The organism is Bradyrhizobium sp. USDA 4516, assembly GCF_054055915.1.
The window spans coordinates 1,433,186-1,457,762 of record NZ_JBSRXT010000001.1 but is presented as its reverse complement, the minus strand read 5'-3'; the positions used below and the strand labels follow the sequence as shown (position 1 = coordinate 1,457,762).

Sequence of the window (24,577 nt, the reverse complement as noted above, 5' to 3'; positions counted from 1 at the left end):
ACGGGCTTTCGATATTCCGCGACAGAGGTCGATTTCGCACGCGACTCCGAGAAGAATTATCGCATGTTGTTCGATTCGATTGATGAAGGATGAGGAATAGGCCCGGAGCAACTCGAGCGACGATGCGGGTAAGCCGACATCGGATCCCGAACGTTTTGGGCGTTTGCTGGAAGGCCTCCGGAAATACTGTCCCGGCATGATTGTGCAGCTCTCGACTGGAGGGCGCTCAGGCACAGGCCGGGAGCGAGGCGGAATGCTGTCACTGCGGCCGGACATGGCGTCGCTGTCGACCGGGTCGTGCAATTTTTCCACGCGCGTTTACGAGAATGCTCCCGAACTCGTCGACTGGTTGGCCTCCGAGATGCTGGCTCATGAGATAAAGCCGGAGATCGAGGCGTTCGACCTATCGATGATTTTCCAGGCCATCGCTATGCAAAAGATCGGCAATATCAAAGGACCGCTGCACGTCCAATTCGTAATGGGCGTGAAGAACGCAATGCCCGTCGATCGAGCAGCGTTTGAGTTCTATATTGAGGCCCTTAACCGGTTGGCGCCTGATGCGACCTGGACCGGCGCCGGCATTGGAAAGGACCAGATCACGCTCAATGCGTGGTCTCTTGAACTCGGTGGACACTGCCGCACAGGACTTGAGGACAATGCGCGACTGGATCGTGAGAAGCTTGCACCGTCGAACGCTGCGCTTGTCAAGCGTGTGGTCGAACTCTGCGGTCGATACGGGCGGCGTCCAGCGACCGTGCCGGAGGCGCGCGCTATTGAAGCTCGCTCCATGAGTTGGGCGTCGAAAATGCCTTTTAGTTGTCGTGCGAGGACGGCTAGGAATTGGTGCTGCTCGCCGGGATTATCGTCATGAGGGCCGGCCTAGCCATGCATACGTTGCGGTTGTGTAGGTCGCAGACCGTCTTTATGCGTAACCCTGATTACCCCTCACTATCCGACGCGCCTCGCACTCCTCGGCGCCACGCTCCCGGACTGACGCCGACCATTGCTGAAAATACCCTCGTAAAGTGGCTCTGATTGGCAAACCCAGCCGATTTCGCAACCTCGGACAGCGGCAGATCGCGGATGGTCATCAACTGCTCGGCCGTCTTCACCCGCCGGCGAAGTAGCCATCGATGCGGCGGCAGACCAGTGGAGATTCGGAACGCCCGCGAGAAATGATCGACCGAAAGATCAAACTCGGCTGCGATCTGCCGTAAAGGAGTCTTCCCGGCGAGATCGGCATTGAGCATATCGCAAGCGCGGTCTAACTGCCACGGAGCGAGGCCGCCGCGTATCGTCTTGGCGCTACGCCGAAGGCCACCGTAGGTTTGAGCGACGTGCGCAGTAAGTGCGTGCAACATGTGGTCGACGAAAAGCTGGTTGGTCTCGTCCGCTCGACGCAAAGCTTCCACGAGCGACGCACCGAGGTTACGGACGACTGCGTCGTCGTGGCCTATACCCGGCTCATAGGCAAGCTCGCCAATGCGCGGTGCGCCGGCCTGCCTCGCAATGTCGTCAAGGGCCGAGCGCGGAAGATAGAAAAAGAGGGAGTGAAACGGCTTGTCGATGACGTAGCGCGGATCGCGCTTCAGATCGTAGAGATAGGTCGCGCCGCCGTGGACATTCGTCTTGATGACGCATCGGCCCCGCTCCCAGCACTCGCAGTCCGGATAATCACGAAATTTGAGGCTGACGAGGTAGGCGTCCTCGGAGGGCAGCGAACCGGAAAGGCTCGGCACCGGGTCGTCGTTTCGGGTTTCGGTCACCGCCAGCTCGGAACTGCGCAGCGTACGTGCAATCAGCGAAGGTGCGTTCTTCGCCTGCAGGGGTCGTCCGAGCCTCGATCCGTAGACGCCGGCCTGTGCCATTTGAGTTGATCCGGAAGGTTAGACCGCAGGCGCTGATCGCCCTGCGAATTTTGCGGTGCATTATCGGAAATAGGCAAGCGGCTGTCCACGGCCACCCGGCGACGCGCAACTTTTCGTGAGGGCAAATCGTCGCGAAAGTCGCAACGGATTCGGAAGCAATTTCAATGCGGTCGACCCAATCAACTGCCGCCAGGAACTGGGGTGAAATCCGGAGCGCAGGTCGCAACGATTCGCAAGCACACGTGATTCCGCGACTCGCAGTCGCATGGTCCTCGTTTGGCACGGAATGAGGCAAGACATGACGGCTTTGGGAAAGACGCGGGGGCCCTGCGAGCCCTAGAAACACGCCGTAGAAGCCAAGTGACCGTGACGGCCGTGTCATGACATGGACCTTACGGGCATCTGCGAAAAAGCAGCGAAAGACCGCGGGGCAGAAGCGATCAGGAGGCCACGCAAATGCTTAGGGCAACCGTATCCACGGGCTCGCAGCCTTCATCGCACGTAGCGCGCTTACCTATGACTCTCAATACTAACACTGCAGACCGCCCACTTGTTTTGATCGTGGACGACGACGAGGAGATCCGGTCGGCGCTTCGGGAGCTTTTGCTATCGGTCGGCATCGACGCGTGCTGCTTTGGCTCGACGCAGGAATTGTTGCGTGCCGATCTTCCGGAGCGGCCCGGCTGCCTGATTCTCGATGTTCGCATGCCCGGAGCAAGCGGGCTGGATCTGCAACAGCGTCTGGCATTGAACGGCAACACGAGGCCGATCATTTTCCTCACGGGTCATGGCGATATAGCCATGACCGTCCAGGCAATGAAGGCGGGAGCCGTCGATTTCCTGACGAAGCCAGTCAGAGACCAGACACTCCTCGACGCCGTCGCGGCGGCGATCGAGAAGGATGTCTCGCAAAGAGCCGCGGCCAAGCGCATAACGCAACACGCCGCCCGCTTCGCAACGCTGACACCGCGCGAACGTGAAGTCCTGGGCGAGGTAGCAAGGGGCCGCCTCAACAAGCAGATCGCCTTTGATCTCGGCATCAGCGAGATCACTGTGAAGTTGCATCGCGGCAACGCGACGAGAAAGCTGCAAGCAACGTCCGTCGGAGACTTGATCCGGATTTGGGAAGCACTTCCTGCGGAACTTCGCGGGAGGTAGCCCATCCTACACCAAGGAATAGGTACAACCCGATCAGCAATGGGCAGATGATCGGCGGGCCATGCCAGCGAAAGTCATCTGTTTGTCCAAAACGCCCCTAGTTGCCATCGTAGATGACGACCAAGCTGTACGAGAGGCTCTTTGCGATCTCCTCCTGGTCCTGGACGTTGCGTGTCGCTCGTTTGATCGGGCGGAGGCGTTCATGGCTGAATTTGTGCCAGGCCGCTTCGATTGCCTGATCACGGATGTGAGCATGCCCGGCCGGAGCGGGCTCGAACTACAGGAGCGATTGCGCGAGCTGGGCTCGTCAATGCCGGTCATTTTCATCACCGCGGACACAAGCCCGGCGACAGAGGCTCGCGCACTGAGGGGCGGTGCCTATGCCTGCCTGACGAAGCCGGTCAATGATGAGGTGCTCTTTCATCTCCTGCAGAACGCAATGAACTGCGCAGGCCGCTCGCGACGCAACGAGCGACGGGATCCACCATCAGATGACTAATCTCGCCCGACAGATATCGCAAGGCGGCCAGCCGAATCTCGTTGCCTCTGCTCCCGGCACGGAACTGGCCGACCTTGTGTCCGAAAGCATCATCGTCAGCAACCTGCACGGTGTCATCCAGTACTGGAATGCCGCATCGGAAGTCCTGTACGGCTGGCCTTCCATGGCGATGGTCGGTCGACACGTGGCAGAGATCGGCTCGCACGGCCACTCGGGTGTCGATCACATCGACATACTGCTCCGCGAAGGTCGATGGGAAGGTATCGTCTTTCGGCGTAGCCTGACCGGGGTCGAGGTTGCGGCGGCCGTGCGGCAGGTGGTGCGACGAGACGCAACCGGCGCGGTCCTTGACATCGTTGAGTGTGGCCGAAATGCAGGACCACTAACCGAAGCAGTGTACCTGCGCATGGATGCCGAGTTGCAGGGATCTCTGGCCGCTGCTTGGGAGCTTGATGCCTCGCCGGCCCGGCCCCTGCTCGATGCAATCGCGAAGCACAGGCGTGGCGGAGCCGCTATCGACCTTGATCAGCATCCGGACTGGGTCAACGGACTGCTTACCGCCACTCGAATTCTGGCTGTCAATGATCGCGCGGTTCGCATGTTCGGGGCACATGCAGGGCACGAGCAGATGATCGGTCAACCGATCGGTACGTTCTGGCCGGCTGAAAGCCGCTCAATCCTGGCCGGACTAATCGGAGACGTTGCCACAGACCGCTCGCGCCTCGAGACCCGCAGAATGGTCCTGAGCGGCGCGATACGCAACCCCATCATCAGGGCCTGGCATTCTGCGGACCCGAAGCCGTCGGGCACCGTGCTTGTTACGATCAACGGCGCGATCGAAGATGACCGCACGTCCTGGGAGTTGCACGCGAGCGAGGATCGATATCGCAAGCTCATTCAGTATCTACCGACGGCTCTCTGGCAGGTCGATTCCCGACGCGCGGGCGAGGTCTTCGACGATCTGAAGGCGAAGGGTGTTCGCGATATTGCTTCCTATCTGGCGACACACCCTGATCTTATCGAGCACGCCAAGGACGTCGTTCGTGTGACGGACGTCAACCACGATGCAGTCTCACTGTTTCGGGCACGCAATCCCGCCGACCTAATCAAACCGGTTCGATACCTGTTTGCCGCCGTCCCGGGGCTCGCCGAGCGGGTCATGGTGGCTCACTTTGAAGGTCGACGCAATCTCATAGAGGAGACCAGGATCCGTGCATTCGACGGTTCGCTCATCGATGTCCTGTTCACGGTCACATATCCTGTGCCCCCCGAGCAACTCGACAACACCTTCATCACCATCCAGGACATCAGTGAGCGCTTGAACGCCGAACGGCAACTTCGGAAGCTGCAAGCTGATTTCGCGCATGCTGGCCGCATCGCAACTCTTGGGGAGCTCGGAACTTCGATCGCGCATGAGATCAATCAGCCGCTTACGGCCATCGTGACCAATGGTGAGGCAAGCTTGAGGTGGCTGGCGCGCGCAGATCAAAACATCGAAAAGGTCACCCAGCTCACGTCCCGAATCGTGGCGAATGCGCGGCGCGCGAGCGAAATCATTCATCGCATACGAGGCATGGCGGCGAAGCATGAACCAGAGAAGCGGCTCATGGATATCAATGACGTCGCGAAAGAAGCGCTGTTATTCATTCGCCACGACATTGAGTCAAAATCAATTGCCTTGTCGACGACGTTTGCATCTGGGCTTCCCCAAGTGATTGGTGACCGGATTCAACTGCAGCAGGTGATTATCAATCTGCTCGTCAACAGCGTCCAGGCCATCGTGCACTCCGGTCAACCGACACGTCGAATCGACGTCCAGACGTCGGTCACCGAAGAAGGCTCGGTCGGCTTCTCCGTCTTCGACAATGGGCCGGGTATCGCCACCGGAGACCTCGGGCGCATCTTCGACAGCTTCTTCAGCACCAAGGATGCAGGAATTGGCATCGGCCTTGCGATCTGCCAGTCGATCGTTAGGGCGCACGGAGGCAGCATTTTGGGCGCGAATCGTCCAAATGGCGGCGCGCATTTTCGCTTCACGCTTCCGGTGCCGGCGACTGCCGGTCCCGACTTCAGCGTTGTCGCGCTCATTCGGTAAGTGCGCCAACGTTCGCATGAGCGCCTGCGTTTGCAAGGAATTGCGCCCGCGATGCGGACAATCTCTCCCGAACTATACCGAGGTATAGGTCGACCTATCCGCTGAACCAGCGCGACCAGACCCGCTGCACGATGCCCTCGTACAGCGCTCACCGCCATGATCGCAGCACACGGGAAGCGATGCATCCGCAGACGCGCGGAACGAACGCTCTTCCCCAATGCGAGTGGAAGTTCATGAGCAAGCCCATCTTGCGCGCCCCCCTGGACAATGTGCCCGGCGCGACGCAGGCGCATAGGAGTGACCTGCCGGTCGGTGAGCGGCGCCCCGCCAATGAAGAGATGGCACGCGTGCTCAGGACTAAGCCCTTTCGCGTTGCTTTGGAACCGTCCAGCGGCACGATTGCATACTGGAAGCACGAGCCCGTACACGACATCGTCAAGCCGATGGTCGATCACGTCATCATGACCTACCCGACCGGCGTACAACGGCTCGAGCGGCGCACCGGACGATCAGTTGCGATCGGAACGGCTCGTCCCGGCGTCGTGACGCTCATTCCGGCTGGTTCGACCTCTCGGTGGGATATTCACCGGCCGATGCATGTCCTTCAGCTCTATCTTCCGCAGGCAACACTCTCGCGTGTTGCCGACGAAGCCTACGTGGCCGCGCCCGGCGATCTTCTGGAGCGGACAGTGTACTCGGATCCCGTTACATCCCGGTTGCTGATGAGTGCAGTGGATGTTCTGGAAGGACACGCGACGCTGGAAGCATTGTTCAGGCAGCAATTGATGGACCTTCTGGCAACGCGCCTCTTGGCAGCACATGCTGGCTCGTCGATCACGGTCCGGCCAGCTCTGGGCGGCCTGTCGCCAAATGTCCTGCGCCGCGCCATCGAGCGCTTGCGCTCCGATAACGATGCGGACGTTTCCCTCGGAGCACTCGCTTCCGAGGCCGGCCTCTCGCGCTACCACTTTTGCCGTGCCTTCAAGGAGAGCACAGGCCTTTCGCCTCATGCCTGGCTCCGCCAGCGACGGCTCGAGCAGGCCATGGAGATGCTGCGCGACACGGACGCATCGGTCGTCGCGGTCGCGGAGGTCCTCGGCTACGGCTCTCAGACCGCGTTCGCCGCGGCATTCAAACGGTTCACCGGCGAAACGCCGACCAATTGGCGGCGCAGCATGCGCTAGCAGCAATCGCGCTGCAATCGGCGCAATCGCTCTTGGGCAGTGGTCCGCGAGCTCCCCTAGATAGCCGCAAGAAATCTGACGACACGGAGACCAACAGATGATTTCCAAAAAGACCTTCAGCGGCCTCGCCACGTCGCGTCGAAATTTGCTGGCGAGCACGCTCATTTGCGCGACATCGCTGACCGTTCGCCCGTCTTCGGCGATTGGCAAGGAAAGGGACCATTCGATGTCGGCCACACAAGGAAGCGATCCCGCGACTTCTGTGACGACCAAGGACGGCGTGCAGATATTCTACAGGGATTGGGGGTCGAAGTCCGCCCAGCCGATCGTCTTTCATCACGGTTGGCCGCTCAGTTCCGACGATTGGGACGCGCAGATGCTGTTCTTCGTCGGCAAGGGCTATCGAGTCATTGCGCATGACCGGCGAGGTCATGGCCGCTCGAGTCAAGTGAGCGATGGCCATGACATGGACCACTACGCAGCCGACGTTGCGACTGTCGTTGACCATCTCGATCTTCGCAATGCCATTCACGTTGGTCATTCCACGGGCGGCGGCGAAGCAGCGCGCTACGTCGCACGCCACGGCAGGAACCGGGTGGCCAAACTGGTCCTGATCGGGGCCGTGCCTCCCTTGATGTTGAAGACGGAAGCCAATCCGGCGGGCGTGCCCATTGAGGTGCTTGACGGATTGCGCAAGCAGCTCGCAGCGAACAGGGCACAGTTCTATCTCGAATTCGCGAGTGGCCCGTTCTATGGCTACAATCGCCCAGGTGCACAGGCGTCCCCGGCGGTGATCTGGAATTGGTGGCGCCAAGCAATGATGGGTAACGCCAAGGCACAATACGATGGCGTCAAAGCCTTCTCGGAAACCGACTTCACCGAGGATCTGAAGAACATCGACGTCCCCACGCTCGTCCTGCATGGCGGCGACGATCAGATCGTGCCCGTTGGCGATTCTGCAACCTTGTCGGCGAAGCTTCTGAAACGAAGCACTTTGAAAATCTACGACCTGCTACCGCACGGTCTGTGTACGACGCATCCCGATATCATCAACGCAGACTTGCTGAAATTCGTGAGCGCCTAACCCGGTGCCTTCATCGAAGAGAGTCAAACCCAAGGAGCAATCAAATGCGACTAGTCATCATTGGCGCCGGATTCGCCGGCATGTATGCCGCTCTCTCTGCGGCCCGGCTGCGCGACATCCAGGGCGTTTCGCCCGAGGCGTTCGAAATTGCGTTGGTTTCACCGGAGCCGACGCTGGTGATTCGACCGCGGCTCTATGAGCCGAAACCGGAGACCCTGACAGCTTCGCTCCTGGATGTGCTGAAGGCCGTTGACGTTGCCTATGTGAAAGGCAGCGCCGAGTCGATCGATACCAAGTCTCAAGTGGTAGACATCGTTGCGGCCAAGGGTGCGAAGCAGAGACTCACCTATGACCGATTGATTGTCGCAGCTGGTAGCCGGCTGTTCCGTCCCAGTATTCCCGGGCTCGCTGAACACGGTTTCAGCGTCGACCAGCTCGACGACGCGATCGCCCTCGACCGGCATTTGCATCATTTGGTGGGGTGGCCGGTATCACGGATGCGCGACACGGTTGTCGTGGCCGGCGGCGGATTCACTGGCATCGAAGTCGCGACAGAAATGCCCGCACGGCTTCGTGAGATCCTCGGCAAGGATGCCAAGCCGCGTGTCATCATCGTCGAACGAAACAGTGCGATCGCCCCCGACATGGGCGAAGGTCCTCGTCCTATCATCGAAGCCGCGCTCCGCAAGTTGGGGGTCGAGACCCGGCTCGGCGTTGGCGTTACCTCGCTCGACAAGTCCGGCGTCACGCTTTCCAGCGGCGAGCATATTGATAGCGGGACCGTGATCTGGGCGGCCGGCATGCGGGCCGCTCCGCTAACCGCGCAGATTCCCGCTGAGCGCGACAACTTTGGGCGCCTGCTCGTCGATCCCGACTTGCGCGTGCTGTCGGTGCCTGGGGTCTTTGCGACCGGCGATGCGGCGAGGGCGGCATGTGACGAGGTTGGCAACTACGCGCTGATGTCCTGCCAACACGCCACGCGGATGGGCGCCTTCGCCGGCAACAATGCGGCCGCCGAGCTGCTCGGCGTCCCTACCAAACCGTACCGCCAGAAGGCTTACGTCACTTGTCTCGACTTAGGAGAAGCCGGTGCGCTCTTCACGCGCGGTTGGGAGCGCAAGGTCGAGATGGTCGGCGACGAAGCCAAGAAGACCAAGAAGGAGATTAATACCGTCTGGATCTATCCGCCGCGGGCCGAGCGTGCCGCTGCTCTTGCTTCCGCTGATCCGGAGCGTGTCACTGATCTCTAAACACCTCACGAGCATTGACCGCGCTTTCTGCGCGAAAGCACGAGCCGCTCAGGATCGAGCGCAGAAGTTCTCGAAGATGGATCGGATGATTCGCAATACTCAACAGGAGACAACCATGAACTTAGACACTGTCGCACGCTCCGTTAGATCGAAGCCCGACGAATTGGTACCATCGCGCTACGCGCTGAAAATCGGCGACATCGATGTTATGGTGATCAGCGACGGCGTGCTGCCGCTGCCGTCCAAAATGCTGGCGCACAACGCCGACCCGGCCGTCCGCGCCGCCTGGCTGGACGACATGTTCCTGCCGCCGGACGCGTTCGACTGGGCACTGAACGTGGTCGTGGTACGCAGCGGCGCGCAGACCATCTTGATCGACGCGGGTCTCGGACTGGACCCGGATCTGCACCTGCCGCGGGCCGGGCAGTTGGTCAAGCGACTGGAAGCCGCCGGCATCGACCTGGCATCCGTGACCGACGTGGTGCTGACCCACATGCACATGGACCATGTCGGCGGCTTGCTGGTCGAGGGCGTGAAGGACCGGCTGCGTCCGGACCTGCGGATCCACGTGGCGGCCGCGGAGGTCAAATTCTGGGAGGCGCCCGATTTCTCCCGCGTCTCCATGCCGCCGGGATTCCCGGACGCGCTTCGGGCCACCGCCAAGCGGTTCGCGAACGAGTACCACAACCAGCTGCGGACGTTCGAAGATGAGCACGAAGTTGCGCCGGGCGTCGTAGTCCGCCGCACCGGTGGCCACACTCCCGGACACAGCGTGGTTCGCGTGGCATCCGGCGGCGACCGGCTGACATTCGCTGGCGACCTCGTCTTCACCGTCGGGTTCGAGCACCCGGATTGGCACAACGGCTTCGAGCACGATCCCGAGGAAGCCGCTCGCGTCCGGATCGAACTTTTGCGCGAACTGGCGGCGAACCGCGAACTGCTGGTGGCCACGCACATGCCGTTCCCGTCGGTCGGTCATGTTGCGGTCGCAGGCGACGCGTTTCGTTGGGTGCCGGCCTTCTGGGACTACTGACCGATTGTTGGCTCAAATCCGAACCAGGGGCGGGCGTTGACAAGCGGCGACCGCGCCCGCCACTGACAAGCTTGGAGCTTACCACCGTGAAACACGAGACCGTGCGCGCATCGTCGTTCGCGATGCCGCTGAGCAGTCCGGCCTTTCCTCCCGGTCCTTACCGCTTCGTCGACCGCGAATATTTCATCATCCAGTACCGCACCGATCCCGACGCGCTGCGCCGCGTGGTGCCGGAGCCGCTGGAGATCACCGAACCAGTAGTGAACTACGAGTTCATTCGCATGCCGGATTCCACCGGCTTCGGCGACTACACCGAGAGCGGCCAGGTCATTCCCGTATCCTACAGGGGCCAGCTGGGCGGCTTCACCCATCAGATGTTCCTGAACGACCATCCGCCGATTGCGGGCGGGCGCGAGCTATGGGGGTTTCCCAAGAAATTGGCGCAACCGAAGCTCGAGGTCGAAATCGATACGCTGGTTGGCACTTTGAACTATGGCTCAATCCGCATTGCGACCGGCACCATGGGCTACAAGCACCGGTCGCTCGATACGGCGGCGGAAGCCCGCAAGCTCGCAGCCCCCAATTTCCTGCTCAAGATCATTCCGCATGTCGATGGTTCGCCGCGCATCTGCGAGCTGGTGCGTTTCCACCTAAAGGACATCACCGTGAAGGGTGCTTGGACCGGCCCCGCTGCCCTGGATCTGTACTCGCATGCCCTGGCACCCGTCGCCGAGTTGCCGGTGCTGCAGGTGCTGTCGGCCAAGCACCTCGTCGTGGACCTGACGCTCGGGCTAGGCGGCGTGGTCCATGACTATCTTGCCACCGACCAGAGCCGCGGCTCGGTCTCGGACGTCTTGATCGAAGCAAATGCCGGCTGACCGAGATCAGCCCTACATCCGGAGCTCCAGAAAATGCTGAACGTCATGCGCGGGGATATCGATCCGGCGCCGCAAGCGGCCAAGCCATTGCCATATGATGTCGTGGCCTTGGTGCTGCAGGGTGGCGGCGCGCTTGGTGCATATCAAGCCGGCGTTTACGAAGGCCTGCACGAAGCCGGCATACGGCCGAACTGGTTGGCTGGCATTTCGATCGGCGCGCTGAACGCCGCCATTATTGCCGGCTCGCCCGAGGCCGAGCGGATCGAACGGCTACGCAAGTTCTGGGAGAGCATCTGCGCGGCGGCGGTGGAATGGCCGGTCGGCGAAGGGCTTGCCAATGCGATGCCGTTCGCCTTCGATCTCCGCTCAGCGCACAATGCCCTGGCGGCGCTCAGGGCCCTCTTGCAGGGGCAACCCGGCTTTTTCAAGCCACGCTTCCCGCCACCGTTCCTGTCGCCCTTCTCGGGCAACGCGGCGACGAGTTTCTACGATACCTCACCATTGCAGCAGACGTTGGAGCGGCTTGTCGACTTTGATCGGCTGAACGCCGGGCAGGTGCGCGTCAGCATTGGCGCGGTCAACGTCCGTACGGGCAACCTGACCTATTTCGACACGGCTGAACGCCGGCTCGGACCGCAGCATTTCATGGCATCCGGTGCCCTGCCGCCGGGCTTCCCTGCGGTCGAGGTCGACGGCGAGCACTATTGGGACGGCGGCGTCGTTTCGAACACGCCTCTATCCCGAGTGCTGTCGAGCGAGCCGCGCGACACGCTGACCTTCCAGGTCGATCTTTGGTCGGCACGGGGCCGTGTGCCGAATGACTTGATGGAGGTGTCGAGCCGCCAGAAGGACATTCAGTATTCCAGCCGCACACGCGCCATCACGGACCAGGCGCTACGGATGCAGAAGATGCGTCAGGCGCTGCAGCGAATGCTCGAAATGTTACCGGATGGCGCGAAGCAGGATCCGGAAATCCGCGCCATCGCGGACATGGCTCGCCATCGCTCCTGCAACATCATCCATCTGATCTACCAGTCCAAGATCTACGAGCGCCATTCAAAGGATTGCGAATTCGGATTGAATGCGATGCGGGCGCATTGGCAGAGCGGTCTGGAGGATATCCGCCGTACATTGGCCGATCCGCGGCGGCTCGACCCGCCTGCTCCCGAGCTCGGCATTGTCACGCACGATATCCACCGCCGTGACTGATCTCGCGGCAAATCTAATCCCAAACCATCGAAAGGAAGTCCCATGTTGAAGGGCAGGGTAGCCGTCGTCACCGGATCGACCAGCGGTATTGGGCTCGGTATCGCTAAGGAGTTGGCTAAGCTCCGGGCAGACATCGTTTTGAATGGCTTTGGCGATGCCAGCGAAATCGAGGCGATCCGAGGCGGCATCGAACGCGAGCATGGTGTGCGCGCCGTTTACGATGGCGCCGATATGTCGAAGGAGGAGGCCGTGCGCGGATTGATCGCAGCGACGGTCGAGAAATTCGGCCGGCTCGACATCCTCGTCAACAATGCCGGCATCCAATTCACTGCGCCGGTCGAAGAGTTCCCAGCCAACAGGTGGAACGCGATCCTGGCGATCAATCTGTCGGCCGCCTTCCACGGCATTGCGGCGGCGGTCCCGCAGATGAAGAAGCAGTGCTGGGGGCGGATCGTCAACATTGCCTCCGCGCACGGCCTCGTCGCTTCGACGCATAAGGCAGCCTACGTCGCGGCCAAGCACGGACTGGTCGGCTTGACCAAAGTAGTCGGCCTGGAGACTGCCGGGAGCGGGGTCACATGCAATGCAGTCTGTCCGGGCTGGGTGCGAACGCCCCTCGTCGACAAGCAGATCGACGACATCGCTGTGCAAAGAGGGGTCAGCCGGACGGAAGCGGCCAGGACACTCCTGGCGGAGAAGCAGCCGTCCCTCGAATTTGTTTCTCCGGCGCAGCTTGGCGGCACTGTCGCTTTCCTATGTTCGTCCGCCGCCGACCAGATCACCGGAACCGCGATCTCGGTTGATGGCGGTTGGACCGCCCAGTAACCGCAAAGGAACGCGATCAACATGCATAGCGAAGAAAAGGTCATTGTCCTGACCGGCGGCACCTCAGGGATCGGGCGAGCGGCGGCAATCCGCCTTGCCAACCAGGGCGACAAGGTGCTCGTGACCGGCCGCCGGGCGGGTCCTCTGGACGAAACGATCGCCGAGCATCCGAACATCGCGGGTATCGTTGCGGATGCGGCCTCGATCGATGATGCCAGGCGCACAATTGCCAAGGCGATGGATCTCTGGGGCAGAATAGACGCCTTGGTCAACAACGCCGGCGCGGGCGCAATCCTTCCATTGGCCGATACCACGGCCGATCGGATCATGGATATCTTCTCGGTTAATGTGCTCGGTCCTAGCCTGCTTGCCTCCGCTGCCCTTCCGCACCTGAAGACGAGGTGCGGCACCATCATCAACGTGTCGAGCACCTTTGGTCACCGACCCGCGGCCGGACTGTCTCATTATGCTGCGAGCAAGGCCGCGCTGGAGCACCTGACCCGTTGTTGGGCGCTGGAGCTTGCGCCATTCGGCATACGGGTGAACGCTGTCGCCGCTGGGCCAACGGAATCCGGCGCCCTCACCGGCATGATGGGACTGACCCAGGAACAGGCCGCCGCGGTCAAGGAACAGGAGCGTGCGCGCATCCCGCTCGCGCGGCGCGGCGTTCCGGACGATGTCGCAGAATGGATTGTCCGGCTTGCCGGCTCAGCCTCGGAATGGATGACCGGCCAGGTGGTTGCCATCGACGGCGGCCTCGGGTTGGCCTAGTCGCAATCGGGGTGTGGGCGCTGAATCCGGAAGTGATGATCAGCACAATGGATGCCGACCTGAGGAACAGGGTCGATGAGCTCGAACAACGACTGCAGAGCGGAGTAGCCGAGAATGCCCGCCTGCAGGGCGAACTCGCGATCGCGTTGGAGCGGCAGTCCGTCACGGCAGGAATCCTCAATGTCATCGCCAGTTCGCCAACTGACGTGCAGCCGGTATTCGACGTCATCTCCGAAAGCGCGAGGCGATTGCTTGCCGGCCAAACGGCGCTCGTGACACGTGTCGTCGGCGACATGCTTCATCTGGCGGCATGCACGGCAGGAAGCGTGGCCGGTGATGAGGAGATCCGAATCTCATTTCCCGCGCCGCTCACGTCCTCCGGGATCCACAGCCGGGTCGCACTCACGTCGACGATTGCATTTCGCTCCGATATCGAGACCGAACCGGGTGTGCATCCGGCGATCAGGAGTATGGCACGCGCGAGGGGATATCGAAGCATTGTGGTCGTGCCCATGCTCCGAAAAGGCGTGGCGATCGGTACGATCGGCGTTTCGCGCGTCGAACCCGGAACCTTCACTGGTAGCCAGATCAACCTTCTCAAGACGTTCGCCGATCAGGCCGTGATCGCGATCGAGAACGCACGGTTATTCGAAGAAGTAGAGGCCCGCACGAAGGAGCTCGCTAGATCCCTCGACGATCTACGCGCGGCCCAGGACCGCCTGGTGCAGACCGAAAAGCTCATATCGCTCGGTCAGCTCACTGCTGGCATTGCGCACGAGATCAAGAACCCGCTCAACTTCGTCAATAATTTTGCCACGCTCTCGGTCGAACTGACCGGCGAGTTGAACGAGCTCCTCACTCCGGCCATGCTCCCGGACGACATCCGCGGCGAAGTGGATGAACTGAGTGAGCTGCTAACGGACAACCTTCAGAAGATCGTGCAGCACGGCAAGCGCGCCGACTCCATCGTCAAGAACATGCTCCTGCATTCGCGTGGTGGCGGCGGCGAGCACCGGCCTGCCGACGTCAATGCGCTCGTCGAAGAGAGCCTCAATCTTGCCTATCATGGCGCGCGCACCGAGAGACCGCAGTTCAACGTCACCCTCAGGCGCGAGTTCGATCCGAACACCGGGATCGCCGACGTGTTCCCGCAGGAGATCACGCGGGTGCTGCTGAACGTCATCTCCAATGGCTTCTATGCCGTGGCGAAGCGCTGTGAGCGCGGTGATCCCGGATTTGAACCCGCGCTCAGCGCCGTCACGCATGATCGCGGCGAATACGTCGAAATCCGCATCCGCGACAATGGCGTCGGTATTCCGCCCGAGGTGAAGGAGAAGATGTTCAATCCGTTCTTCACGACCAAGCCGCCGGGCGAGGGAACGGGCCTCGGACTTTCCATGAGCCACGACATCATCGTGAAGCAACATGGCGGCAGGATCGATGTCGAGACTGAGCCCGGCGAATTCACCGAGTTCACCATCCTGCTGCCGCGCAACATCGGTCTTTCTCACAGTATCGGGGGCTGACTATGACTGTATCGGTTCTTGTGGTGGATGACGAACCCGATCTGGAGGTTCTGTTTCGCCAGCAATTTCGACGCGAGCTTCGCGCCCGGCGCTTTGTGATGGACTTTGCCGGATCGGCAGCGCAGGCCCTGAACCGCATTTCCGATACCGGCGAGCAAACGCTGATCCTCATCCTCTCCGACATCAATATGCCCGGAATGAGCGGGCTGGAGATGCTGCCGGAGCTTCGCGCTCGGCGGCCCGACGTTCCGGTGATCATGATCACGGCGTACGGGGATGCCGAAACGCGCAAGACGGCACTTGAACGGGGGGCACACGCCCTGTTGACCAAGCCGATCGACTTCGGCCAGGTCCGCCAGGCGATCCAGGCGAGACTGGAACAGCCCGCATGACCTCCACCGTTCTTGTAGTCGATGACGAGCCGGATCTGGAGGTGCTCGTCCTCCGGAGGTTTCGCCGGCAGATTCGCGAACGGCAGTTAAGCTTCGTGTTCGCGCGTGACGGTCTTGAAGCGCTGCAATCGATCGAGCAGCATCCGCATGTCGATCTCGTGGTCTTGGACATCAACATGCCGCGCATGGACGGCCTTTCCCTGTTGGCGAAACTGCAGGAGCGAGAGGACAAGAAGGTGGCGATTGTCGTGTCGGCCTACGGCGATATGAGCAACATACGTACCGCAATGAATCGCGGCGCGTTCGACTTCCTGACCAAGCCCATCGATTTCGCCGACCTGGAATCCACGATCCAGAAGACCATCCGTCACATCGAGGTCTTGCGCGAAGCACGCCGGCGACAGGCGGACGCGGAGCGGGCTCATGCGTCGCTGTCGAGATATTTCTCGCCTGAGCTCGCCAAGCGCCTTGCTGCTGTAGATGGCGACGATGGAATGCAGGTCCACTGGCGCGACATTGCAGTGATTTTCACCGATATTACAGGGTTTACGTCACTCGTCGAGACGGCCGATTCGAATGTGCTGAGAGATCTGCTCAACGAATATGTCGGTGGACTGACGGAGGTCGTCTTCGCCTATGAAGGGACGGTGGCGAAGGTGATCGGTGACGCCATTCAGGTACTGTTCAATGCACCCGGCGACCAGATCGATTACCCCGCCCGCGCGATCGCCTGCGCGCAGGCGCTCGATCGATGGGCCGAAACATTTCGGGAGCGCTGGAAACAGAGGGGCGTTGACTTCGGTGTCACGCGGATAGGCGTCCACGCCGGACCTGCGCTGGTCGGCAATTTCGGCGGCGGCCGTTACTTTGACTACACAGCCTACGGGGACACAGTTAACACTGCCGCCAGACTGGAGGCGGCGAACAAGACATTGGGCACACGGATCTGCGTCAGCGACTCGATCGCATGTAAGGTTCGGGAGTTCAGAGGGCGGCCGATCGGCGACCTTGTTCTGCGGGGACGAAGTGAGGCGCTACGCGCCCACGAGCCCTTGTCAGCTGCGGAGAGTTATGGGTTGGCCGCGACACAGTACGCGACTGCCTTTAACAAGTTGGAGGCAGATGACACTGACGTGGTGCCAGCCTTCGCAGCACTGGTCGGTCTCAACGCCGCCGACCCGCTGGCGAATTTTCATCTGAAGCGGCTCCTCAACGGGGCCAAGGGTGTTCGAATGCATGTGGGGTAATTGGGCACACCTCCAGGGCGTGGGCTCATTGATGCGTAGCTTCACCTGAGCGTAGGGCCCTTCCGTCGGTGGCAACCGACCGCTATTGCTGAATCCCAATCATGTTAAACGAAGATCATATGATGCCGCTTGTTCTGACCAACATCCTCGGAATTGCCGGTATCGTCGTTTGGCATCTTCAGGGGAGCAACCGTCCGACCGGCCGACTGATCGCCCAGATCCTGTTCTTTATCGGCATGAGTTTTACGCTCTATCTGGGCGGCATCGCTCCGCATCGCGTCGATGGCGCCCAGTTGCGGGGTCTCGGCGCGTTGCTCTCCATATCGGCCAGGATCCTGTGGTGGACCCATCTCGCATGGGCCATCATTGGCCTAGTCCACATCTATATGTTGCTCAATCGTCGGCCACGGGAAGCGCACCTGATCCAGGACATGGCCGTTGGTGTCATCTATCTCGGTGTGGTGCTGTCGATCATTGGTTTTGTGTTCGGTGTCCCGGTTGGTACGCTGGTCGCGACCTCAGGCGTCGTCGCGATCATTTTCGGCCTTGCGCTGCAAAATACCCTTGGCGATGTCTTCTCAGGGATCGCGCTGACGCTGGGGAGGGCCTATGCCATAGGCGACTGGATCCAATTGAAGGATGGCACGGAAGGCCGCGTCGTTGAGACCAACTGGCGCTCGACCAATCTGCTTACCGGAGGGTACAATGTCGTCGTTGTGCCGAACAGCATCCTGGCAAGACAGGGTGTTACCAATCTCAGCCGCCCCGACGAGACGCACCAGATCACGTTGACCGTACGCATTGCCACCACGACGCCAAACTTCGTCGAGCAAGTCATGCGGTCCGTACTGGATGCCAGCACGCGGATCGTCCAGGACCCGTCGCCGATTGTCGCCCTGAATTCGATTGACGCCGCCGCGATTGAAGTCGAGTTGTTATTCCGTGTGGAGAGTCCCGCCGGCTGGACGGCGGCCCGCAACGAAGTCATCGACCTCCTTTACAGCCAATGCAAAGCAAACGGTCTATCTTTGGCCGCGCCGGCCGAAAGCCTTGTCTTCGACTCGGCCGCGATCAGCGGCGAACATTCTGCCAGGGCAATCGAAGCGCATTCATCCCGCGCGGGTTAAGGTTCACGCAAAGGTATCCTTCCAGAGCGCCGCAGGTGTTTCCTTTGAAAGGAACGAGATCGGACAGCGTGACGCTGCGCGGTTTCTCGCGCCAAGCGTCGTCGGCCTCCCACATGATCTGTGCGACAGCGCCCCTAGTACCCCAACGCGTGGACATGGAGCTTGAGGTTGCCGTCCTCCCGGTTGCCGATGTCGATCGCGCTAAGCGATTTCGGCGGCTACAAGGCGTAGTCGATTGCGCAGCCAGGCGTGTGCGGGGTCGTTGTTATGTCGAGGATGCCAATACATCGCTTCGTGAATGTCGGGCAAGGCAATGGGGGGCTCGAATAGTTTGAGCCTCGGGCAGGAATGCAGCGCCCGGACCTCGCGCTCCAGCACGAGACTGATGAGCGGGGTACCCTCGATGAGAAACGGAACCAGCAGGAAGCTTTCGACCGTGACGTGAATGCGCCGCTGGATACCCATCTCGGCAAGGCGCTGGTCGGCCAAGTTTAGCTGCCGGTCCATACCGATGCCATAGACGAGATGCGGCAGTTCCAGGAACTGTTCGTGGGTCAAGCAATCCTTCGCGATGTGCGGATGTTGGGCGTCGGCGGCACATAGCCAGCGGTCGCTAAGTAGAGGCGTCGACGGGAATCCGGCGTCGCCAAACAGTTCGCTGGGCTCGATCACGAGGTCGGCCTGGCCGCTCTGCAACATGCGCCCCGGGTCGCGGGCGCGCGGCAGGAGGTGAACGGTCACGTTGGGTGCTTCGGTGGTGAGCGCACGCACCAGCGGCGTCAACAATACCAGGACGGCGTAGTCCGAAGCACTTATCGAAAAGCTACGCGAATTTTCGGCAGGATCGAAATGCGCCTTCTTTGAAAGCGTCTGCTCGATGCGCTCCAGCGTCTCCCGCACCGGAACGATGAGCTCTTCTGCGTTTCGCGTCAGCTCCAACCCTCGACCGAAGCGAACCAGAAGCGGATCGTCGAACAACTCGCGGAGACGCGACAGAGCCGCACTCATCGCAGATTGCGTAAGGCCAATGCGCTCGCCGGCGCGACTGACGTTTCGTTCCGTCAGCAGTGCATCGAGCACGACTAGGAGATTGAGGTCGACGCTGCGAAGGTTCAAAGCCCTGCTCCCGTTGACCGGCAAGTGGCACGATGCAGGAGTGTGCACGTTCCGACCGAACAAAATCAACCTGATTTGATGGTTTCGGGAGCCCGCGGCCGGGGAAAGATCGGGTCATAATATCCATACGATCGATGTTAGACATCCATTGCATCGATAGTGGGGCGCGGCGCCGGGTTTGCTGATCGCCACAGTCCGATCGCCTGCAAAACGCAGCATTCGCGTAAATATTTGAAATCACAAATATCGATTGGACGCCTTGTAATTCTCCCGAATAGCCTCGTGACGTTGCCAACATGTCGCGCACTTTCCTCCAAGCGGGGCAGGAAATAGCGCGAGGCTGCGATGGGAGGCTATACGATGAGACATCGTTTGGAGATGGGCGTTAGTGCGCGCGCTGCGCTTTGGGATCTCGCTTCCGGTCCGCGACCCGATGCTTTCCGCACGGTGATGCGTCGGATCGTGGGAGGCGTCGCCGTTGTTGGCACGCTTCGGGAAGAACGGCCGTGGGGAATGACGGTGAGCGCGTACACGCCCGTCTGCATGGAGCCACCGACCCTTCTGGTCTGCATCAACGCGAAGACGGTCACGGCCGCGGACATCGAGAGAGACCGGAAGTTCTCGCTCAATCTGCTCAGTGAAGCTCAAGCCGGACTCTCTCAACGTTGCGCACAGCCCGGTGCTTCGAAGTACCTCGACGGCTATGTCGTGCCCGCGGACGAGCTTCCCGTCCCATCTTTTACACCCGTGCTGCGTGAGGCGATCGCAACGTTCGATTGCGACGCCTCCGAAATCCGACGGATAGGGACCCATGTCGTCGTGATCGGTGCGATCCGCACGATCTTGGCGCCTACGTCGCTTCGTCCCCTGCTGTACGGGCAGGGCCGTTACTTGAAGACAGTCGCGTTGGACCTCGCATCCGCAGGGGCGTCTGCATGAGTATCGAGAAGGTCGTCGAACGATTCTACGAAGCCCACAACGCCCGCGATGCCGCAGCGGTCGCGGCTCTTTATGCGCCCGACGCCAGTCACGAGGAGATTGCGCAACGCAAGGTCAAACAAGGTCCGAAGGAAATAGCGACGGGCCTGGAGCGCTTCTTCGGCTGGTTTCCCGACGCTTCCTGGACACCGGAACGGCGTGCCGTCGGTGCGAACGGTGTCGCCATGATGAGCTACCTCCTGAAGGCGACGCTCAAGAGCCAGATGGGACCGATCGCGCCGCGCGAGCAGGCGATTTCACTTCGCGGCGTGCATTTGTTGGTAATCCGCGACGGCCTCATTCACCGGAGCGAGGACTACTGGGATGCAGATACTTTTCAACGTCAACTCAACCATGTCTAACGGAGAATAGAAATGAGAAGCGGGAAGGAATACCTGGAGTCGCTCCGCGACGGCCGGAAAGTCTATGTCGGAGGCGAACTGATCGAGGACGTCACGACTCACCCTGCGACTAAGGGCTATGCCCAAGCCATCGCCGGATATTACGATCTCCACCTCGATCCGAAGAACCAGGAAATTGCGACCTTCATCGACAAGCACGGTAACCGCCAGTCGATGCATTGGTTCCTACCGCGCAGCAAAGAGGACGTCGTCAAGCGCCGGCAATACTGCGACTTCCTCTGCCGCCATTTCAAGGGCGGCATCTTCACCAGGCCGCCTGCCGGCATGAACGTCGTGATGTTTACCCAGGTGGACGATCAGAAGCCCTGGTCGGAAAACTCCCGCTTCTCCGGAAAGAAGCGCGATCTCTCCGGCAACATCCAACGGCAGTGGGAAGAAGTGACTTCGCAGGATCTGGCCATCTCGCCGATGTTCCTCGACGTGCAGTTCGATCGCGGCCGCGAAAATGCGATGGCCGAGACGCCGATGCTCAAGATCATCGAAGAGCGCGATGACGGCATTCTGGTGCGAGGCTGGAAGGCGATCGGCACCTCCGTTCCGTTCGTCAACCACCTCCTCATTGGAAACCTCTGGCGCCCCGGTCAGACGCCCGAGCAGACCGTTTACGCGCTGGTACCGATCGCCACGAAGGGCATCTCGGTCGTCGCCCGTAAATCGAACGCTCAGCCAGATGCCGATCCGTACGATCGTCCCTTGGCCACGATCGGAGACGAATTGGATGCGATGGTGTACTTCGACGATGTCCTGATTCCCTGGGACCGCGTCCAACACGTCGGTAATCCCGATCATGCCAAGTGGTATCCGCAGCGGCAGTTCGACTGGGTGCATCTCGAGACTCAGATCCGGCATTGCGTCCACGCCGAACTGATGGTTGGTCTCGCGCTGCTCCTAACGCAATCGCTGGGTACCAGCACCAATCCGGTCGTACAGGCCCAGCTCGCTGAACTCATCCGCTTCCGCGAGACGTGCCGTGCATTCATGATCGCCGCCGAAGAAACCGGCTTCGCGACACCCGGCGGTCTTTTCAAGCCGAACAACATCTACATCGACTTCGGCCGTGCCTATTATCTTGAAAATCAGAACAAGATGGTCAACTTGCTCATCGATTTCTGCGGCCGCGGCGTCGTGATCCAACCGTCGAGAAAAGAGCTGGAGGACCCCTACATCGGTCCGAAGCTTTCCGAGGCTTTGCGCGGTGCCGAGATCAGCGCGTACGACCGCATCAAGATCTTCCGTCAGATCAGCGAGCGGTTCCTGACCGAATGGGGCAACAGGCACGAGATGTTTGAGAAGTTCAATGGAACGCCGCTCTACCTCATCAATCTGCTCACGATGCAGCGTACGGAGTACCAGGTAGACGGTCCATTGACCGAGTTGGCTCGGCAGGTTCTCGGCTTCGGCGATACGGCAGAACTCGGCAAGCGAGCTGCAGAGGCACAGAAGAACTCGCACTACGCCAATGTGCGCTTCCAACCCGAATACGTCAAGGCGCAGGACCAGCGCGACGGTTATATGTCGACGGCCGCCGAGTAGAAAACATCCTGAAGAGCTCGGGCGAAAGCCCGAGCGTCGAGGGCTCTCTTCAGTGAGAGGCCGGCAGGTGGCAGCGCTCCGCCATCGACCAACCCCTCACATTTCGGACTTGAATCTACTCGATACGGATTTGCAAGGCGCCGCGGCAACCGCTGCGATGCCCTCGAACTTGAGCGACCCACGGATCGGGCTGCCAACCTACGCTCTCATAAGAACAGTGCTGGCATGATCGGATCATTCACGTACGAAAGTCTTCCGTGTCGCGTTGTCTTCGGCAGTGGCACGCTGGGTACCGTCAACGCCGAGGTCAGACGCCTCGGTGGCAAACGAGCTCTGGTGTTGACCAGTTCGCAACAAATGACGCAGGGCGTCTCGCTCGCGGACGAGCTTGGGTCGCTCTGTGCCGGCATATTCTCCGACGCCACGATGCATACGCCGGTCGAGGTGACAGAGCGGGCATTGACCGCGCTGAGGACGTGCCAGGCGGACTGTGTCATTTCGCTCGGCGGCGGATCGACCATCGGCCTCGGCAAGGCGTTAGCGTTGCGCACCGGCGTCAATCAGCTCTGCATTCCCACCACTTATGCGGGCTCCGAAATGACTCCGATTCTCGGAGAAACCCGCGATGGACGGAAGACAGCCCTACGCAGTGCGGCCGTGCTGCCGGAAACGGTTGTCTACGACGTCGACCTGACGATGACCTTACCTGCTAAGCTTGCCGCGACTTCGGGCATCAATGCGATCGCCCATGCCGCGGAGGCGCTCTATGCTCAAGAGGCCAATCCCGTGATCTCGCTGATGGCGGAAGAGGGCATCCGTGCCCTTGCACATGCGCTGCCCGTGATTGCCGTCACAAGCGACGATCACGACGCGCGCACCGAAGCACTCTACGGCGCATGGTTTTGCGGGGTTTGTCTCGGTACCGTCGGAATGGCACTGCATCACAAGCTTTGTCACGTGCTCGGTGGTCGGTTCGATCTTCCGCATTCGGAAATGCACGCCATCGTTCTCCCGCATGCGCTGGCCTATAATGCGGCGGCAGCCCCCGACGCCGCGGCTCGCATCGCCAAGGCAGTAGACGCGAACAACGCAGCCGCCGGGTTATTCGATCTAAGCCGGCGACTAGGCACGAAGCGCGGGTTGCGCGAGATCGGTATGCCGGAAGATGGTATCGACCGTGCGGCGGACCTTGCGATAGTCGACGCCTATTGGAATCCCCGTTCTCTCGAGCGCGACGCAATCCGAGACCTTATCGCCCGCGCTTGGGCAGGCGAACCGCCTGCCGTACCTTAGGAGACGATGCTCTCTTCCGCCAAACAAAGCGAACTCAACCCACGGAGTGATAATGCGCAACTTCAACGAAGATACGATCACTGATGCGGTGCTTGAGCGACTGCAGGGCGCAACGAATGCCCGCATTCGAGAGATCAGCGAGGCCCTGGTGCGACATCTCCATGCGTTTGTACGCGAGGTGCGTCCCACCCAAAAGGAATGGGAATACGGCATCGACTTCCTCACGAGGACCGGTCAAATGTGCGACGACAAACGCCAGGAGTTCATTCTGCTCTCGGATACTCTGGGCGTCTCGATGCTGGTCGACGCGATCAATGTTTCTTCGGTGCCCGGCGCGACGGAAAGCACGGTGCTCGGCCCGTTCTTCGTTCAGGACGCTCCAGAAGGGAAATTGGGGGAGGACATCTCCAACGGCGTCGAAGGCGATCCGCTTTTCGTCACGGGCTCGGTCTCGACCGTCGACGGTCTCCCCCTTGCCGGCGCATCGGTCGATGTCTGGCATTCCGACGACGATGGTAATTACGACGTGCAGCAACTCGGTGAGATCGGGGGGCTGGCGATGAGGGCCCGCTTCCGCACCGACGCCAGTGGTCGATTTAATTTTTGGTCGATCAAGCCGGCAGCCTATCCGATACCGCACGACGGCCCAGTCGGCGAAATGCTAAAGGCACAGGGCCGGCATCCTTGGCGGCCGGCACACGTGCATTTCATGATTTCCGCCCCGGGCTTCGAGCAATTAGTGACGCACATCTTCGTCGCAGGCGACCAGTACCTCGATTCCGATGTCGTCTTCGGCGTGAAGGACGATCTGGTCCGGGAATTCGTGCTTCGTAACCCCAGCGACGAAGGCGACGGTCGGGCCACCAATAGAAAGTACTACTACCTAAACCACAATTTCGGTCTGAAGAGGGCTGCGAAAAGCTCACAATCCTTGGAGTCAACGAAGGTCTCGAGAGTTCCCGGCGCACAAACCTGAGTGCGTTCGCCGCTCAGCTCTCTCGACCGTAGCGTCGAGCAGCTACTCACTAGTGTTGGGCTGCCAAGATGAGCATAGGCGCCACGCAGGGCTCAGCGCGCCCGGCGAGACTG

The 24,577-nt window shown here is 60.7% G+C and carries 21 protein-coding genes and 2 pseudogenes; 21 read left to right on the top strand and 2 right to left on the bottom strand.

Annotation, left to right across the window (positions count from 1 at the left end; translation table 11 throughout):
- Window positions 1-130: 130 nt before the first annotated feature.
- Window positions 131-871, top strand: a pseudogene (locus ACVI1L_RS06800) (3-keto-5-aminohexanoate cleavage protein); the annotation flags it as partial.
- Window positions 872-938: 67 nt separating this feature from the next.
- Here the strand turns inward: ACVI1L_RS06800 and ACVI1L_RS06795 are convergent.
- Window positions 939-1,868, bottom strand: coding sequence for a helix-turn-helix domain-containing protein (locus ACVI1L_RS06795; protein WP_141340809.1), 930 nt, complete (start codon window positions 1,866-1,868; stop codon window positions 939-941).
- A gap of 516 nt (window positions 1,869-2,384) precedes the next feature.
- Here ACVI1L_RS06795 and ACVI1L_RS06790 point away from each other — a divergent pair.
- The 15 genes and pseudogenes from ACVI1L_RS06790 to ACVI1L_RS06720 all read left to right on the top strand — a co-directional run bounded on the left by ACVI1L_RS06790 (window position 2,385) and on the right by ACVI1L_RS06720 (window position 18,146).
- Complete coding sequence (locus tag ACVI1L_RS06790; RefSeq protein ID WP_316397990.1) at window positions 2,385-3,026, top strand: response regulator transcription factor; 642 nt, start codon at window positions 2,385-2,387, stop codon at window positions 3,024-3,026.
- Window positions 3,027-3,087: 61 nt separating this feature from the next.
- Entirely contained in the window at window positions 3,088-3,525 is a 438-nt protein-coding gene (locus ACVI1L_RS06785; RefSeq protein WP_141340811.1) for a response regulator transcription factor, read from the top strand.
- Window positions 3,518-5,620 carry a PAS domain-containing sensor histidine kinase gene (locus ACVI1L_RS06780; RefSeq protein WP_141340812.1) on the top strand — a complete coding sequence of 701 codons (2,103 nt, stop codon included), beginning with the start codon at window positions 3,518-3,520 and terminating at the stop codon, window positions 5,618-5,620. The genes ACVI1L_RS06785 and ACVI1L_RS06780 overlap by 8 nt, the downstream gene beginning before the upstream one ends.
- A gap of 233 nt (window positions 5,621-5,853) precedes the next feature.
- Entirely contained in the window at window positions 5,854-6,804 is a 951-nt protein-coding gene (locus ACVI1L_RS06775) for a helix-turn-helix domain-containing protein (protein ID WP_076826971.1), read from the top strand.
- Between the two features lie 226 nt (window positions 6,805-7,030).
- Window positions 7,031-7,888, top strand: a complete 858-nt coding sequence (locus ACVI1L_RS06770) for an alpha/beta fold hydrolase (protein WP_456785521.1) — start codon at window positions 7,031-7,033, stop codon at window positions 7,886-7,888.
- Between the two features lie 44 nt (window positions 7,889-7,932).
- A complete protein-coding gene (locus ACVI1L_RS06765; RefSeq protein WP_229188906.1) occupies window positions 7,933-9,138 on the top strand; it encodes an NAD(P)/FAD-dependent oxidoreductase in 1,206 nt (401 codons plus the stop codon).
- 76 nt (window positions 9,139-9,214) lie between these two features.
- On the top strand, window positions 9,215-10,171 hold the full coding sequence (locus ACVI1L_RS06760; RefSeq protein ID WP_076826840.1) for an MBL fold metallo-hydrolase: 957 nt from the start codon (window positions 9,215-9,217) through the stop codon (window positions 10,169-10,171).
- Between the two features lie 86 nt (window positions 10,172-10,257).
- Window positions 10,258-11,049: an acetoacetate decarboxylase gene (locus tag ACVI1L_RS06755; protein WP_076826973.1), complete on the top strand. Its 792-nt coding sequence runs from the start codon at window positions 10,258-10,260 to the stop codon at window positions 11,047-11,049.
- Window positions 11,050-11,082: 33 nt separating this feature from the next.
- Complete coding sequence (locus ACVI1L_RS06750) at window positions 11,083-12,258, top strand: DUF3734 domain-containing protein (RefSeq protein WP_076826842.1); 1,176 nt, start codon at window positions 11,083-11,085, stop codon at window positions 12,256-12,258.
- 42 nt (window positions 12,259-12,300) lie between these two features.
- Window positions 12,301-13,083: a 3-hydroxybutyrate dehydrogenase gene (locus tag ACVI1L_RS06745; protein ID WP_076826844.1), complete on the top strand. Its 783-nt coding sequence runs from the start codon at window positions 12,301-12,303 to the stop codon at window positions 13,081-13,083.
- A gap of 21 nt (window positions 13,084-13,104) precedes the next feature.
- Window positions 13,105-13,854 carry an SDR family NAD(P)-dependent oxidoreductase gene (locus tag ACVI1L_RS06740; protein WP_076826845.1) on the top strand — a complete coding sequence of 250 codons (750 nt, stop codon included), beginning with the start codon at window positions 13,105-13,107 and terminating at the stop codon, window positions 13,852-13,854.
- Between the two features lie 110 nt (window positions 13,855-13,964).
- A pseudogene (locus tag ACVI1L_RS06735) lies at window positions 13,965-15,380 on the top strand (GAF domain-containing sensor histidine kinase); the annotation flags it as partial.
- A gap of 2 nt (window positions 15,381-15,382) precedes the next feature.
- Window positions 15,383-15,772, top strand: a complete 390-nt coding sequence (locus ACVI1L_RS06730) for a response regulator (RefSeq protein ID WP_076826847.1) — start codon at window positions 15,383-15,385, stop codon at window positions 15,770-15,772.
- Window positions 15,769-17,019 carry an adenylate/guanylate cyclase domain-containing protein gene (locus ACVI1L_RS06725; RefSeq protein ID WP_076826849.1) on the top strand — a complete coding sequence of 417 codons (1,251 nt, stop codon included), beginning with the start codon at window positions 15,769-15,771 and terminating at the stop codon, window positions 17,017-17,019. Before ACVI1L_RS06730 ends, ACVI1L_RS06725 begins: the two co-directional genes overlap by 4 nt.
- A gap of 101 nt (window positions 17,020-17,120) precedes the next feature.
- Window positions 17,121-18,146, top strand: a complete 1,026-nt coding sequence (locus ACVI1L_RS06720; protein WP_076826850.1) for a mechanosensitive ion channel family protein — start codon at window positions 17,121-17,123, stop codon at window positions 18,144-18,146.
- 201 nt (window positions 18,147-18,347) lie between these two features.
- On the opposite strand, the gene ACVI1L_RS06715 is transcribed toward ACVI1L_RS06720, so the two are convergent.
- Window positions 18,348-19,262 carry a LysR family transcriptional regulator gene (locus tag ACVI1L_RS06715; protein WP_076826976.1) on the bottom strand — a complete coding sequence of 305 codons (915 nt, stop codon included), beginning with the start codon at window positions 19,260-19,262 and terminating at the stop codon, window positions 18,348-18,350.
- A gap of 360 nt (window positions 19,263-19,622) precedes the next feature.
- Here ACVI1L_RS06715 and ACVI1L_RS06710 point away from each other — a divergent pair, with 360 nt between their 5' ends.
- The 5 genes from ACVI1L_RS06710 (at window position 19,623) to ACVI1L_RS06690 (ending at window position 24,464) form a co-directional block, all read left to right on the top strand.
- A complete protein-coding gene (locus ACVI1L_RS06710; protein WP_158074181.1) occupies window positions 19,623-20,201 on the top strand; it encodes a flavin reductase family protein in 579 nt (192 codons plus the stop codon).
- Window positions 20,198-20,602 carry a nuclear transport factor 2 family protein gene (locus ACVI1L_RS06705; protein ID WP_076826854.1) on the top strand — a complete coding sequence of 135 codons (405 nt, stop codon included), beginning with the start codon at window positions 20,198-20,200 and terminating at the stop codon, window positions 20,600-20,602. Before ACVI1L_RS06710 ends, ACVI1L_RS06705 begins: the two co-directional genes overlap by 4 nt.
- A gap of 12 nt (window positions 20,603-20,614) precedes the next feature.
- Window positions 20,615-22,195 carry a 4-hydroxyphenylacetate 3-hydroxylase family protein gene (locus ACVI1L_RS06700; RefSeq protein ID WP_076826856.1) on the top strand — a complete coding sequence of 527 codons (1,581 nt, stop codon included), beginning with the start codon at window positions 20,615-20,617 and terminating at the stop codon, window positions 22,193-22,195.
- 225 nt (window positions 22,196-22,420) lie between these two features.
- Window positions 22,421-23,488: a maleylacetate reductase gene (locus ACVI1L_RS06695; protein ID WP_076826858.1), complete on the top strand. Its 1,068-nt coding sequence runs from the start codon at window positions 22,421-22,423 to the stop codon at window positions 23,486-23,488.
- Between the two features lie 52 nt (window positions 23,489-23,540).
- Window positions 23,541-24,464: an intradiol ring-cleavage dioxygenase gene (locus tag ACVI1L_RS06690; RefSeq protein WP_076826860.1), complete on the top strand. Its 924-nt coding sequence runs from the start codon at window positions 23,541-23,543 to the stop codon at window positions 24,462-24,464.
- Window positions 24,465-24,577 lie beyond the last annotated feature (113 nt).